The organism is Mesorhizobium silamurunense (assembly GCF_014843905.1).
Lineage (GTDB): Bacteria > Pseudomonadota > Alphaproteobacteria > Rhizobiales > Rhizobiaceae > Mesorhizobium > Mesorhizobium silamurunense.
In genome coordinates this window covers 1-12,461 of sequence record NZ_LPVS01000019.1, presented here as the reverse complement: position 1 = coordinate 12,461, position 12,461 = coordinate 1, and the positions used below count along the sequence as shown (strand labels likewise).

At 59.6% G+C, this 12,461-nt stretch carries 9 protein-coding genes, 8 pseudogenes and 1 riboswitch; of the genes and pseudogenes, 9 read left to right on the top strand and 8 right to left on the bottom strand.

The genetic code is table 11. The annotated features are described in order from the left end of the window. From AU465_RS04905 to AU465_RS04890, 5 genes and pseudogenes are all read right to left on the bottom strand, one after another. The coding region (locus AU465_RS04905; RefSeq protein ID WP_312891202.1) for a DDE-type integrase/transposase/recombinase at positions 1-273 on the bottom strand (273 nt) is incomplete at its 3' end. A gap of 86 nt (positions 274-359) precedes the next feature. Beyond that, positions 360-566: pseudogene (locus tag AU465_RS37690) on the bottom strand (IS3 family transposase); the annotation flags it as partial. Continuing rightward, positions 566-916, bottom strand: coding sequence for a transposase (locus AU465_RS04895; protein ID WP_192244546.1), 351 nt, complete (start codon positions 914-916; stop codon positions 566-568). The pseudogene AU465_RS37690 and the gene AU465_RS04895, both read right to left, overlap by 1 nt. A 265-nt stretch (positions 917-1,181) precedes the next feature. Further along, positions 1,182-1,235 (bottom strand): annotated as a pseudogene (locus AU465_RS37685) (hypothetical protein); the annotation flags it as partial. A 458-nt stretch (positions 1,236-1,693) separates the two neighbouring features. Further along, positions 1,694-1,870, bottom strand: coding sequence for a hypothetical protein (locus AU465_RS04890; protein ID WP_192244544.1), 177 nt, complete (start codon positions 1,868-1,870; stop codon positions 1,694-1,696). Between the two features lie 158 nt (positions 1,871-2,028). Here AU465_RS04890 and AU465_RS04885 point away from each other — a divergent pair, with 158 nt between their 5' ends. Next, a complete protein-coding gene (locus tag AU465_RS04885; protein WP_192244541.1) occupies positions 2,029-2,364 on the top strand; it encodes a hypothetical protein in 336 nt (111 codons plus the stop codon). 111 nt (positions 2,365-2,475) lie between these two features. Here the strand turns inward: AU465_RS04885 and AU465_RS04880 are convergent, their stop codons facing one another. Beyond that, positions 2,476-3,645 (bottom strand): M20 aminoacylase family protein, encoded by a 1,170-nt coding sequence (locus tag AU465_RS04880; RefSeq protein ID WP_192244539.1) that lies wholly within the window; start codon positions 3,643-3,645, stop codon positions 2,476-2,478. A gap of 724 nt (positions 3,646-4,369) precedes the next feature. Between AU465_RS04880 and AU465_RS36250 the strand changes: the two genes are divergently transcribed. Beyond that, entirely contained in the window at positions 4,370-4,690 is a 321-nt protein-coding gene (locus AU465_RS36250; protein ID WP_246505873.1) for an Lrp/AsnC ligand binding domain-containing protein, read from the top strand. A 57-nt stretch (positions 4,691-4,747) separates the two neighbouring features. Then, a riboswitch (glycine riboswitch) is annotated at positions 4,748-4,835 on the top strand. 41 nt (positions 4,836-4,876) lie between these two features. On the opposite strand, the gene AU465_RS04870 is transcribed toward AU465_RS36250, so the two are convergent. Further along, entirely contained in the window at positions 4,877-5,113 is a 237-nt protein-coding gene (locus AU465_RS04870) for a hypothetical protein (RefSeq protein WP_192244537.1), read from the bottom strand. A 43-nt stretch (positions 5,114-5,156) separates the two neighbouring features. After that, positions 5,157-5,776, bottom strand: a pseudogene (locus AU465_RS36245) (transposase); the annotation flags it as partial. 71 nt (positions 5,777-5,847) lie between these two features. Here AU465_RS36245 and AU465_RS36240 point away from each other — a divergent pair. The 7 genes and pseudogenes from AU465_RS36240 to AU465_RS04835 all read left to right on the top strand — a co-directional run. Further along, positions 5,848-6,102: pseudogene (locus AU465_RS36240) on the top strand (hypothetical protein); the annotation flags it as partial. Between the two features lie 95 nt (positions 6,103-6,197). Continuing rightward, positions 6,198-7,213 (top strand): annotated as a pseudogene (locus AU465_RS37680) (IS110 family RNA-guided transposase). Between the two features lie 262 nt (positions 7,214-7,475). Then, a pseudogene (locus AU465_RS36225) lies at positions 7,476-8,127 on the top strand (IS110 family RNA-guided transposase); the annotation flags it as partial. A 73-nt stretch (positions 8,128-8,200) separates the two neighbouring features. Beyond that, positions 8,201-8,436 (top strand): annotated as a pseudogene (locus AU465_RS38005) (IS701 family transposase); the annotation flags it as partial. A 559-nt stretch (positions 8,437-8,995) separates the two neighbouring features. Beyond that, positions 8,996-10,225 (top strand): ATP-grasp domain-containing protein, encoded by a 1,230-nt coding sequence (locus AU465_RS04845; RefSeq protein ID WP_192244533.1) that lies wholly within the window; start codon positions 8,996-8,998, stop codon positions 10,223-10,225. A gap of 511 nt (positions 10,226-10,736) precedes the next feature. Next, positions 10,737-12,080: an IS21 family transposase gene (gene istA, locus AU465_RS04840; RefSeq protein WP_281396682.1), complete on the top strand. Its 1,344-nt coding sequence runs from the start codon at positions 10,737-10,739 to the stop codon at positions 12,078-12,080. Beyond that, positions 12,077-12,421: pseudogene (locus tag AU465_RS04835) on the top strand (ATP-binding protein); the annotation flags it as partial. The gene istA and the pseudogene AU465_RS04835, both read left to right, overlap by 4 nt. Positions 12,422-12,461: the final 40 nt, after the last annotated feature.

The window sequence follows — 12,461 nt, the reverse complement described above, 5'->3', positions numbered from 1 at the left end:
TGCTGTCGTGAGTGAACACAATTGGTGTTGCGACGACCGCTTGAATCCGCCGTGCGATCCGCGGTCCGAGTGGTGAATACAACCAGGCGGCGGCTGTCTGCGGGCAATAGCGGCTTGCAAGGCCGCGGTAGTCAGGCGTGCGTCGATGGACCGGCCGATGGCGTAGCCGACGACGAGGCGTGACCAGGCATCGAGGATGATGGCGACGTAGATGAAGCGCGTCGGCAGCGCCACATAGGTGATGTCGCCGGCCCAAAGCTGGTTCGGACCGATCGGCAGAAAGTCTCGGGCCAGGTTAGGATAGATCGGCCAGCCGTGACCGCTGTCAGTCGTGGCGATGAACCGATGAACCGACGCCTGATTTTCGGCTGCAGATCGTGCTCGCGCATCAAGCGCCGAATCTTCTTGTGATTGACGACAAGGCCCTGCTGCCGCAAGGCGGCGCCAACCCGACGGTAGCCATAGCTTTCGAATACATCGCAGACTTCGAACATGGCTTCGACAATTGCAGTGTCGTCAGTCGGCCGCTCCGGGCGATCATAATAGGTCGAACGCGCAATGCCCATCAGCCGGCATCCCTGCGCGACGGAGACGCCACGGGGCCGGTGACAACGGACGTAATCCCGCTTCTCGGCAGCGGTGCGCTTTTCAGAGCCCCCTTTAGGAACTCCAGCTCCAGAGCCTGTTTGCCGACGAGCCGTTCAAGCGCAGCGATGCGAGCCTCATATTCCTGGATGAGATCGGCCGCCTGCGCATCCTCATCAAGAGCGCCTTCCTCATACTTGCGGACCCAGACGCGGATCAATTGGCGCTGGATATCGTGGCGCTTTGCCAATCCATGCAGCGTCTCGCCCGATAGATATTCCTGCGCGACCTGACGCTTAAACTCGATGCTGTGTGTGCGATATCTTGCCATGGTTCTCTCTTCGAAAACCCGACAAGACTGGTCAATCCCTCAGCCGATCTGTCCACCCTCAGGGGCGCACTCCAATCCGGGGTCACTTTTGGAAGCCGTTTGACAGCCCAGCGTCGAAAGCGCTCCGGTGTCCACTCGGCATAGCGCTGATGGGAACTAGGCATGTAGTCCGGATCGGTTCCATGGCGCAGACCTCCGTATCGGCGCTGATGCACCGCTACGCGCTTGCCACGGTAGAAGATCTCGATGGTGCGCGCGGTCGCTCTCAGATCGACCTGCTCCGAATGAGGCCGTGGGGCACGGAATAAAATAAGGCCTTGAACTCGACGTGGTAATCCGTCGAGACGCGGGCCTAACGCCATTCGGCAAACTCGTAATCTTCCGGTGGAAGACTGGCCAAAGCCGGGCGCTCGACGGCCTCGAAGAGCTGCCGGCCACTGATGCCCAGCCGGCGCATTCCGTGGTCGTTGATGCGATCGAGCGCCTGGCAATGGCGGCATTGGCCTCAGCCAGCGAGAAGAAAACCTGATTGCGCAGACGCCCAGAATGCAGGATTGGGCGAAACGCACTCCATTTTCCACTTTCGATTTATCCCGAGGGCGTCTCGGCCACGTCGCCTCGGCGAGGTGTGGCTGGAGGCGCCCAGCACCGCCACGAAGATCTCCGCCTCGCGGATCTCGCCGGTCTTGCGATCGACAATCGGGATCTTGTTGCCGGAACAATCCACGAAGACCTTGGATTGTCGGTGACCGTCGCTGCTTGAATCCCCGCAGGAGCTCACAAAAGCGACTGTAGCCCTTCGGGATGCGTCGTCTCTCGATACTCCTCCCAGAGGATGAGCAAAGTGACGCCGGGCTTCTTGAGCTCGACCGCAAGATCGGCCCAGTTCGGCTCCGTGCGCTGCCGTGTGCCTGCCTGACGCCGTTGCAGCTGAAAGCTTGTGCTCGAGCGCATCGTCGGTCAGTTCGCCCGGCAACGGCCAGTTCAATCCAACTGCTGCCGCACGCTTCAGGTTATCCTGCACCGTACTGCTCGCTATCCCTACTATGGCTGCTATGTCGCGTGAGCTCGTCCCGCTTCCGGCAAGCCGAAGCATTTGACGCAATTGTCTCATGATCAGCCTTCTCTTCGCCGGCATCAAAATCTCCCCGTTTACCGCGGGGCATTTGATGCCAAAGTTGCTGACCCAGGAGGTAATCTTCAGTGCCGAAAACTGGCCGGTCTTTGATCGGAATGGCGGTCGGCTTCGCGTCGGAATCCGCACGCAGGAGGCGCTTGCGGCCGAAGGCGAATGCTGGGCGGGTTTTTCAGCAGGTCGGTTACCTTTTCAGCGTCACGGCAACAGCTCACTACGTCCGGTGCACCATCGCGGCGGCGCCATGATCGAGTTGCCCCTGAATTTCCTGCGGATGGTTAGCACTTCGGCAATCACAGCGAGCTTGGAATAATCTACCATGCAGACCCCCCAATCGCACTGACAGGCGCAAGTAATGAACCCGTTCGAGCGAAGGATCGGTTTTGTGGCCTCCACGCCTTACCAGCTTCAATCTCGCGACATTTTAGACGGGCAAAACCGTCTCCACCAGCTTCACCCAATAGCCAATGCCGTAAGACAAGGCTTCGTCATTGAAATCAAACGCCGGGTTATGACACTCAGCGGTCGGCCCATTACCGAGCAGAATGTAGGCTCCCGGCCGCGCCTCAAGCATATAAGCGAAGTCCTCCGCGCCCATGCATATTCTGACCGCATCGTTCACGGAGGCTGTACCCACGAGACTTCGTGCCGCCGTGACCGCCAAATTGGTCTCCTCAGGGTGGTTGAAGGTAGCCGGGACAGACCGAAGGTATTTGAAGTCTACATCCGCGCCGAATCCGCGCGCAATGCCTTGGGCTGCGGCCAAAATTTCTCGTTCGGCGAAATCTTGCAGGCCGGATGCGAGAGTCCTGACGGTTCCGGAGATTTCAACGTGATCAGGAATGATGTTGTAGGCCTGTGCGGCGTTCAGCTTGGTGACGGAAATCACCAGCGACTCCAAGGGGTCCGTTCTACGCGAGACCACGGTTTGCAAACCAAGGATGATCTGTGCTGCAATGACAACAGGATCGATGGTCCTATGCGGCGACGCCGCATGGCCGCCCCTGCCCTTCACGACGATATCAAAGTCGTCCTGCGAGCCCATGATTGGGCCATGGCAGATGCCGAATGTGCCGACTTCTGTGCCTGGCTGGATATGCATGCCAAAAACCTGGGATATGTCGAAACGATCCATGATCCCTTCCTGGACCATCCTTAGGCCGCCCGATGGCAGTTCTACTTCTTCTGCGGGCTGAAAGATCAAGGCGACGGAGCCCTTGAAGTTTCGCGTAGCCGCTAGGTGTTTTGCGGCGCCCAACAGCATGGCCGTGTGGCCGTCATGGCCGCATGCATGCATCTTGCCCGGTATTTTCGAGGACCATGGTTTGTTTGACGCTTCAACGATTGGCAGGGCATCCATATCCGCCCTCAATCCAATCGTCGGCCCGTCTCCGCCTTCGCCCTGAATCAATGCGACGATGCCGGTTTCAGCGATCCCCGTTTCGATGTGATTGATGCCAAACGAAGCCAGTTTTTCGGTCACGAACCGCGCCGTGTTGTCTAACCGAAAGTCGAGCTCTGGATTTTCATGGAGGTAGCGGCGCCACTCGGTTGCCTCGCGCTGCAGATCCCGGAAAGTTTCAACGCTGTGCATGTCGGGTCCCCAATTTACGGATCACGCGCAAGAGAGTGTCGCGTGGTGTACGGCTCAGAATTTTCCGCGTCCTCTCTTGGCTCCGGTGAGATACCGGAGATGGCCGCGCCGATAACAACGAGTACGTCGAGGTTCGCGCGCACATCGCTCCACGCACCTTCTGCAAGCGCCGCTCGTGCGCCGATCTCGAGAATGGGACACCGGCCATAGAAATGGCTGAGAATTTCGGAGCCATGTGCCACCCAATAGGTCTCGACGAGATTGCCACCTTCAGGAATATGTCGCATGAGAGACGTAGGTTTGCGCCAAAATGCATCGACTTTTGAAATGCGGACCGCACGAAGCGGTGTTTTGCAACGTGGCGCGACCGCTGGATTTAAGCGGGACCTGCCTGGATCGCTGGGAAGATCGGCGCATGTGTCAGGTGTCGCAGAACCAGATATGCTTCCTCTGTTGCGCCAATCGGGGCAAAATGGAATATGAATCGCACAGGTTTGGGCGATTATGAAAGTCCTTAAATACGGCTGGCATCACGCGATGGACGACCTCGATCGAACAATCGTTACAGCCCAACAACAGAGCAACCGGTACTACTTTGCCGAAATCGCGGAACTTGTCGGTTCCTCAGCTGCCTCATGGGTGCTTCGAGTGAACAAGTTGCGTTCGGCCGGCGTATCGTTGCGGCATCTCGCTAGTGGATCCGAAGGCGCTTGGCAAATCGCTCATGCCGGACCGTGAGCGTCTCGACCTTGTCGATGAGATCAAGCGCGCGATGCAAGCGGCCAAGGAGCTTACCCAGTGCTACATGGTTACGGGCGACGCCGATTTTTGTGCTGATCGTGACGGGAGGAGGTCGAGGCCTTTGACGTTTTTCGTCAAGACAAAGCTTTATACCAACCGCATTGTCCGAAAATTCCAGAGCATTATTGCGCTCGATCGTGTCAAGTTCGACCGCGGGCCACGGTTTAGCTTTCGGCGGGTTGCGCTGAAGCTGGCAGTCCGGCCCGCGTTTGAAGCGCCCATTGCACGTCCAGCTTCAGATTGAACTTTCTCGCGGTGGGAAATGCGCCATTCAGAGCGCGCTGCCGACGCTGCGTCAGGAAAGGTCATCGCGGGAGAGACCGCGCTCGCCCGGCGCCGAAGGAGCAACCGCCCCGGAAACTCTCAGGCACCCAAACCGTGAGGATTGTAGCACTCCGAAGAGTGGCCCGCCGAAGGAGCAAGCCGCGCACTAGACTAGAGCGACGAAACTCTCAGGTTCGTGACAGAGGGCATGCGCGCAGTGGCGGTCACGGCCACGGAACTTGCCGGCCTTGGCCTCGTGGTCGAGCTCCTCTGCGATCGAGAGTGCCTCGTCCCCTCGGCCGGACAGACGAAGCAGAAGCAACGGATTGACGGCGTCACCGCCAGCGAATCGCCCCGCGATTTCGGGTGCCGGCATGTAGCACAGATCGCGATCGATCGACATGACTCGTCGTATAGAGCAGATTCGACTTATTCTGGGCATGCCTGCATTCCTTGGGGTTGAACCTGAGAGGCAGTCAGCCACGACCGAGCAGAGATCATCGATGGTTCGGACTGCGGCCTTTCTCAAGAGGGCTTTGAGTTCGAGAAGGCCATCTCGATCGGGTTGAAGTCGGGAGAGTATGGCGGCAGGAAGAGAAGCCGCGTACCCAGCTTCTCAATCGCCTCGCGCACTCCGGCTGATCCTGTGGGCCGGCAGGTTGTCCATGACCATGATGTCGCCAGGGCGAAGCTCGGGTGCGAGAACCTGCTCTGCACGGACGAGGAATGCAGAACCATTCATAGGGGCATCGAGCAAGCATTGGCGCCTCGATGCCGTTCAACCGCAGGCCGGCCGTGAAGATGGTGTGCGGCGCGGCAATCAAAATGAGAGCGACCTCTCTCCCAGATCGTCGCGCTATATTGGTGTCTTCCAGTGACTATGAGGGACCGCCGCCCCCCGCTCGCCGCGCAGGCCGCGTCCGCGCAACCGCGCCATCTTTGTAGATGCCGCGGTCCCGTCGATGAAGATCAGGTTTAGGGGGTCGAGATCGATCTGGCCATCGAACCAGGCTCTGCGGCGGCGCAGGACGTCGGGGCGCTGCTGTTCCGCGGTGTGCGCCGTCTTTATGGAATGGCCCGCCCTCCTTTGAGGCATCGGCTAGGATGCCGGTGTTTGGAACCGGAGAAGGACGAGCCATGACGATCATGATACTGGGAATTGACCTTGGCAAGAACAGCTGCAGCGTTGCGGGATTGGATGCGGACGGGAAGGTGGTGCTGCGCCGCCGGATGCCGAAGACGATTGTGAGCTTCGCCTCGAAGCTTGCGCCCTGCACGGTTGCTATGGAAGCTTGCTGCGGCGCGCATCATCTGGGTCGGCTTCTGAGCGACCAGGGACATGAGGTCCTGCTGATGTCACCAATACTGCGTCCTTACGCACGGCGCAGAAGATGGGAAGGTTGCCGCCCTCCCCAGACGGCATCGCAATGTGCCAAGTCGTGGTGTTCAACGCCACGAGAAGGAGAGGACGGCAAATCAAAGATACTATGATCGGGGTGGACCTGGCAAAGAACGTTTTCCAGCTTCATGGTGCGACAATGACGGGGCATCTGAGATTCCGTAACAAGCTGACGCGGTCGCGGTTCCGGCAGTTCATGGCATGCCAGCCGCCTGCTGTGGTTGTGATGGAAGCATGCGGCAGCGCGAGCTACTGGGCCCGAGAAATGGTCAAGCTTGGCCACGAGGTGAAGTTGATCGCCCCTCAATATGTGTGGCCCTTTGTCAAACGGCAGAAAAACGATGCTGCCGATGCTGAAGCAATCGTCGTTGCAGCACAGCGCCCGGAGATGCGTTTTGTACAGCCGAAGTCGGAAGATCAGCAGGCATGCGCTGTGTTATTCCGAGGTCGGGAGCGCCTCCTCCATCAGCGCACCGAGCTTGTGATGCTCTGCGTTCGGTGCTGTACGAATATGGTCACATCATTCCGAAAGGATCGCCCATATCAAGCCGATTGAGAGTATCCTGGAGGAGCCGAACAGTGACCTGCCAGCTCTGGTGCGCGAGGAATGCTTTGATCTGCTCGAACAGATTGCTGAAAAGACCGCCCGGATCGACGTCAAAACTGCAAAGGCCAAACCCTTTCCCTGGTGACCGATACAGCGCGGCGACTGCAGACAATGCCTGGTGTCGGGCCCCAGACCGCGTTGGCGATCAGCGGCTTTGCTCCGCCGATGGAACAGCTTCAAACGCGGGCGAGACTTTGCGGCCTGGCTTTGGGCTCGTGCCACGTCAATACACCTCCGGCGGCAAGGAGCGACTTGGTCGCGTGTCGAAGGCTGGCCAGACCGATATCCGATCTTTGTTGATCATCTGTGCCATGTCAGGCCTGACAGTGCTGGCCCGCAAATCCATCATCGAGGGATCATGGCTGGCACGGATGCTGCGTCGCAAGCCGCTCATGCTGGTCGCGATCGCGCTTGCGAACAAGGTGGCGCGGGCGATCTGGGCGATGATGACAAAGAAAGAGGATTATCGAAATCCGGCGCGAGTTGTGGCTGCATGACGGATGCATCACCACACAAACTGGCGCCGGTGAAGAAGGTGTAGGAAGTCGATGACCTGAATGGGCACAATGATCGAAGAGATCTGGATCAGGAAAACCAGCCGTCGTTCCCGAGCTTGAAAGCTCTTGCAGAAGATTTGAACCCAATCCGCAGATCACCAGCCCGCGGTTTCTTGAAAGGCCGCAACGGCCTGAGAGAAGAACGCACTCGATCACCGGGCACATCAGGAAGGCTTCTTGCATCAAGGGCGGCAACCAGAGAAGAAACGATGATCGGGACGCTGAAGCCGTCGCCGAAGCCGCGACACGTCCAACCGATGCGATTTGTCCAGCTGAAGACGGCGGAGCAGCTAGACATCCAGTCGCGGCATCGGTTCGTTCAAGGCTGGTGGGCGCGCGCACGACGCTGACCAACGAGTTGCGCGCCATTCTGCTGGAGCGCGGCACGACTATCGCACAGGGACGCTGCAAGCTCGAGCAGGCTGTGGAGGCATTGCTCGTCGATCCGGACCTCATGGCCGGCAGCCGCATCCGCCGCCTGCTTGCGGAGATGCGGGAGGAATGGCTTGATCTCGACCGCCGTATCGAGGCTTTGGATCGGCAGTTCGTCGAACTGGCTCGCAACGATGCAGCCGCTCTGCGCCTGACGTCGATCCCCGGTATCGGTGTTCTCAATGCCACCGCTCTCGTCGCCGCTGTAGGGGACGGCACGACCTTCGCAAGAGCCCGTGATCTTGGCGCATAGCTGGGCTCGTGCCCCGGCAACATACCACCGGCGGCAACCCAGGCTGCTCGGCATCTCCAAGCGCGGCAACAAATACCTGCGCACGCTGCTGATCCATGGGGCAAGGGCGGCCTTGCCGTCGCTGGCCCGAAGCCAGACGTTGCTGGGCGCGTGGCTGCGTAGCCTGCTCGTCAGGCGGCATCGCAACACGGTGGTCGTGGCGCTGGCCAACAAACTCGCCCGCATCGCATGGGTGACATTGCGTCGCCGAACTGGCCGGTGCCGCCGGCCTGCGCTGGGCGGTCGAGGAATGCTTCGAGCGCGCCAAGACGATCTCGGCCCCGACCATTGCGAGGCGCGCTCCTGGCACGGCTGGCACCGCCACATGAGGCCGGTCATGGCCGCAGCAGCCTTTCTCGCCAAATTGGCCGCCGACCTGCGCCGCGCCGCCTGGAGCAAACCGAACGAAACGAGTCCAACGGCGCCAATCGCCGCCTGACCATCATGACCGTTCTCGTGCCTAGTGTACCGAATATCCGCTACCTCCTGGCGCGGCTTCTGCTCCGGCCGCCAATCAGCGCATCCTTCATCATCGCCTGGTCGCTCTGGCGCAGGCAACATCAGGCTGACGCCGCCATCGCGCACTACAAGCGTCGATCAAATCCGCAACTGTCGTACCAAATATCCAATTGGTCCCGGACCTCGATATAGGTCTCGTCCATATGCCATCTGCCGCCGATCGGTCCTGAGCACGAGCGCTCCTTTACGCCTCGGCTTATGACGCTTTCGGATGACGATTAGATTGAGCTTAAGCTTTTACAGGTCGAACTAGCGTCCCATGAACATCGCACCCACCTAATTCGTTGAGACGCTCCGGGTCACGCCGCCGGCAACCAAAACGTCGCAACAGATCCTTCAACTAAATTTACAGGATCTTTGCGACCGCAGATCGGTGACGATGGTATGTTCACCGCGAGTCTGGGGTCCGGCACGGCAAGAGCTGATGCAGATTTTAAGCCTCGGACCGCCGCACAGCACGCAACGGAGGATCAAAGCCAATGGCAAGAAGAGCGCTCATCCTGGTTGAGGGCGCAAGGAGCAATGGTCTGCTATACGTGAAAGCGGCCCAGCGTCTTGGTCTTCATCCAATTACCCTGGCGGCTGATCCGGCTCAGTACGAATATCTTGCGGCGGAAAGCCTTGAGGCTATTCGTGTTGATACAGACAATCTCGATGCGCTGATCCGCGAATGTTCTCGGCTGCGTGCGACGTATGACATTGCTGGCATTACTGGCCTTGCGGGCGACGACGAGTCGGTCTCTGCGACAGTTGGCAAGCTCTGCCGGCACTTCGAGCTACCGGGACCGAACCCTGCATCCATCGAACGGTGCTGCGATAAATTCACTCAACGTCAGCTCCTCGCGAAGGCTGGCGTTCCAGTACCTGCTTATCGCGTGGCAGCGAATGCGACGGAGGTGGAACGCGCTGCCGCGGAGATCGGCCTGCCGGTGGTTGTTAAGCCAGCTGTCGGCGCCGGCAGCATCGGTGTCCGATTGTGCCGCAATGTCGACGAGTTGGCCGAATATACGACCTATCTGTTGGGCGGGAAGCACATATGGCAGTCCTCGCCGAGGGTACTGGTCGAAGAATTCGCACAAGGTCCACAGTATAGCGCTCATATAATGGGAAATGAGGTCATTGCGATTGGTGCCGCTGACTTCGGCCCCCCACCGCATTTCGTCTTTCGTGAGGGCATCTTTCCCGCCCCGCTGACCGATGACGAGCATGAGCGTATCGCCGATGTTTCGCTGAGCTGTTTGCGAGCTCTCGGCCTTGGCTGGGGGCCAACGTGCATTGAGCTCCGGTGGACGAAGCGTGGCCCAGTCGTCATTGAGGTCAATCCGCGTCTTGGCGGTGGTGCTCAAACGGTTCAGGCGGCTTACGGTATCGATCTCGTCACCGAGCACATCAAGCTCGTGATCGGCGACGAATGGGATTTGCACAAAAGGCGTTCGCATGTTGCGACCGAGCGGTTCCTGATTCCCGATAGCGACGGCATCCTCGATTGGATCGATGGCGACAGTCGGGCGGCTGCTATACCAGGTGTCGCCGAGGTCAAATTCTATGTCAAACCCAACACGCCGATCGTCAGGAAAGGCGATTACCGAGACTGCATCGGACATGTCATCGCCGCTTCACCCAGCCATGATCGGACAAAGGCAATACTTCAGCGTGCCGTTGACTCAATCGATTGGTCGATCACACCATTTCCGATCGAACAGGAATAATCAGCGGCCTCTCACGTCGCCGCACCTGCGCAGGTGCCCTCAGGTGAAGGGTAATCGTCGCGAACATTGGTGCAATTGAGAGCACGAGAGAGACGGGCAACCCGTTGCCTGTCCGTTCAAACGGGGAGCGCTCCAACCACCTTCCGGGTCCTCAGCTCCCGGCAGATTCTCCTTGATCGACTTCCCGTGAACCAGCGAAAGGCGGCGAATCTTCGCAATCGTCTCCACAACCACATCCAAAACAAATGCCTCAGATGAAACCGGAGGCGGTCTGAAGCCCCACATGCGCGGCGACAATCAAGGTGAGACTCAGCGTCAATCAGGATGAGACTCGGCGGCGGGGGTGTGACGAAGGGAGGGCGTAGCCCGACCGGAGTTACACTCCCGCCGCGGCGCAATTTTTCGGCGTCTCATGATCGCGGTTGGCCCGGTAGCGTGGGTGATTTTCTGAGAATGGAGAATCACCTTTGTGCCGGGTCGCCATGTAACCGATCATCAGACGAGGCTTTTTATGAAGTACCGACAAAACAATTCCATCGAGGTCTCCGCCGCAAGGCGTCGATCAGCCGGGCGACAGCTTACCGCATCGAGAAGGAAGCGCGTCTTCCATCGCAGAGCAGGCCGCCGCGCGACCGGCGTCGCCCCGATCCTCTTGAGCATCTTCGATGCTGAGGTTGTTCCGCTCCTCAAGGCCGCTCCCGGCATCCGTGCGGTCGCCGTTTACAATGAGATGCTGCGGCGTCATCCGGAACTGTCCGAAGGTATTCGCCGCACGCTTGAGCGGCGTATCCGATCATGGCGGGCTGTTCACGGTCAGGAGCAGGAAGTGATCTTCCGTCAGACGCACGAATCCGGTCGATTGGGACTGTCGGATTTTACCGACATGGGCAGCCTCGGCGTGACGATCGCCGGCCAGCCGCTCGACCATCTGCTCTATCACTTCCGGCTGGTCTGGTCGGGCTTCGAGCACGCCCATGTCATCCTTGGCGGCGAAAGCTTCGTCGCTCTGGCCGAGGGCCTACAGAACGCGCTGTGGTCGGTCGGCGGTTCGCCGCTCTATCATCGCAGCGACAGCTTGTCGGCCGCCTTCCGTAACCTCGATGCCGACGCCAAGGTCGATCTGACGCATCGCTACGAGGAACTGTGCGGCCATTATCGCATGACGCCGACGCGCAACAACAAGGGCGTCGCGCACGAGAACGGCTCGATCGAAAGTTCCCACGGCCATCTCAAGAACGCGGTCCGCGATGCGCTACTGATGCGCGGCACCAGGGACTTCGACGATCTCGGCTCCTACCGCGCCTTCATCGATGAGATCGTCAGCCGCCGTAATGTCTTCTACACTGTGCCTTCCCGTCTGATCGGACATCGGCTTCGCGTCCGGCTGTTCGACGATCGCCTCGAGGTCTTCATCGGCGGGGCGCATCTGATGACGTTGCCCCGAGGACGCGGCCATGCCGACGGCCGGCACGACCAGGTCGTCAATTACCGGCACGTCATTCATTCCCTGCGCAAGAAGCCGATGGCGCTTCGGGGTCTCGTCTATCGCGACAAACTCTTTCCCCGGCTGGAATATCGTAGAGCCTTCGACGTTCTCATCGAGCAACTGCCCGACAAACAGGCTTGCAAGATTGCCGTCGAACTGTTGGCGCTGGCTCATGATCGTGGCTGCGAGCGTGAACTGGCTGAGGAGCTTGCCAGAACGCTCGACGCCGGCGAACTGCCTGATCTGGCCGCCCTGAGAGCGCTCTTCGGCCCGGATCCGGCCCGGTTGCCGACTGTTCATGTGCAACTCGCATCGCTCAATGGCTATGAAGTCCTGATCGGGACGGCCTGCGCGGGAGAGGTCGCATGAAGAGCATCCACACAATAGATGAAGCACGCCTCGGCATCATGCTCAACGAGCTCCGGCTGCCGACAATCAAGACGCTCTGGCCGCAGTTCGCCGAACAGGCCGACAGAGAAGGATGGCCCGCCGCTCGATTCCTCTCCGCCATCGCCGAGCATGAATTGGCCGAGCGGGCGCATCGCAGGATCGAACGCCACCTCGCCGAGGCGCATCTGCCGCCTGGCAAGACGCTCGACAGCTTCGCCTGCGACGCCGTGCCCATGGTCTCCAAGGCCCAGGTCATGGCGATTGCAGCCGGCGATAGTTGGCTCGCCAAAGGCGCCAATATCCTCATGTTCGGCCCGCCCGATCTCGATTCATAATGCTCATCTCGCTATCGCCTTATAA

Bases quoted from the DNA above. Each gene is read 5' to 3' on its own strand.
- AU465_RS04870 (WP_192244537.1), bottom strand. From the start codon at position 5,113: ATGTCGATCGATCGCGATCTGTGCTACATGCCGGCACCCGAAATCGCG.
- AU465_RS04890 (WP_192244544.1), bottom strand. From the start codon at position 1,870: ATGCGCTCGAGCACAAGCTTTCAGCTGCAACGGCGTCAGGCAGGCACA.
- AU465_RS36250 (WP_246505873.1), top strand. From the start codon at position 4,370: ATGCCGGACCGTGAGCGTCTCGACCTTGTCGATGAGATCAAGCGCGCG.
- AU465_RS04885 (WP_192244541.1), top strand. From the start codon at position 2,029: ATGATCAGCCTTCTCTTCGCCGGCATCAAAATCTCCCCGTTTACCGCG.
- AU465_RS04845 (WP_192244533.1), top strand. From the start codon at position 8,996: ATGGCAAGAAGAGCGCTCATCCTGGTTGAGGGCGCAAGGAGCAATGGT.
- istA (WP_281396682.1), top strand. From the start codon at position 10,737: ATGAAGTACCGACAAAACAATTCCATCGAGGTCTCCGCCGCAAGGCGT.
- AU465_RS04895 (WP_192244546.1), bottom strand. From the start codon at position 916: ATGGCAAGATATCGCACACACAGCATCGAGTTTAAGCGTCAGGTCGCG.
- AU465_RS04880 (WP_192244539.1), bottom strand. From the start codon at position 3,645: ATGCACAGCGTTGAAACTTTCCGGGATCTGCAGCGCGAGGCAACCGAG.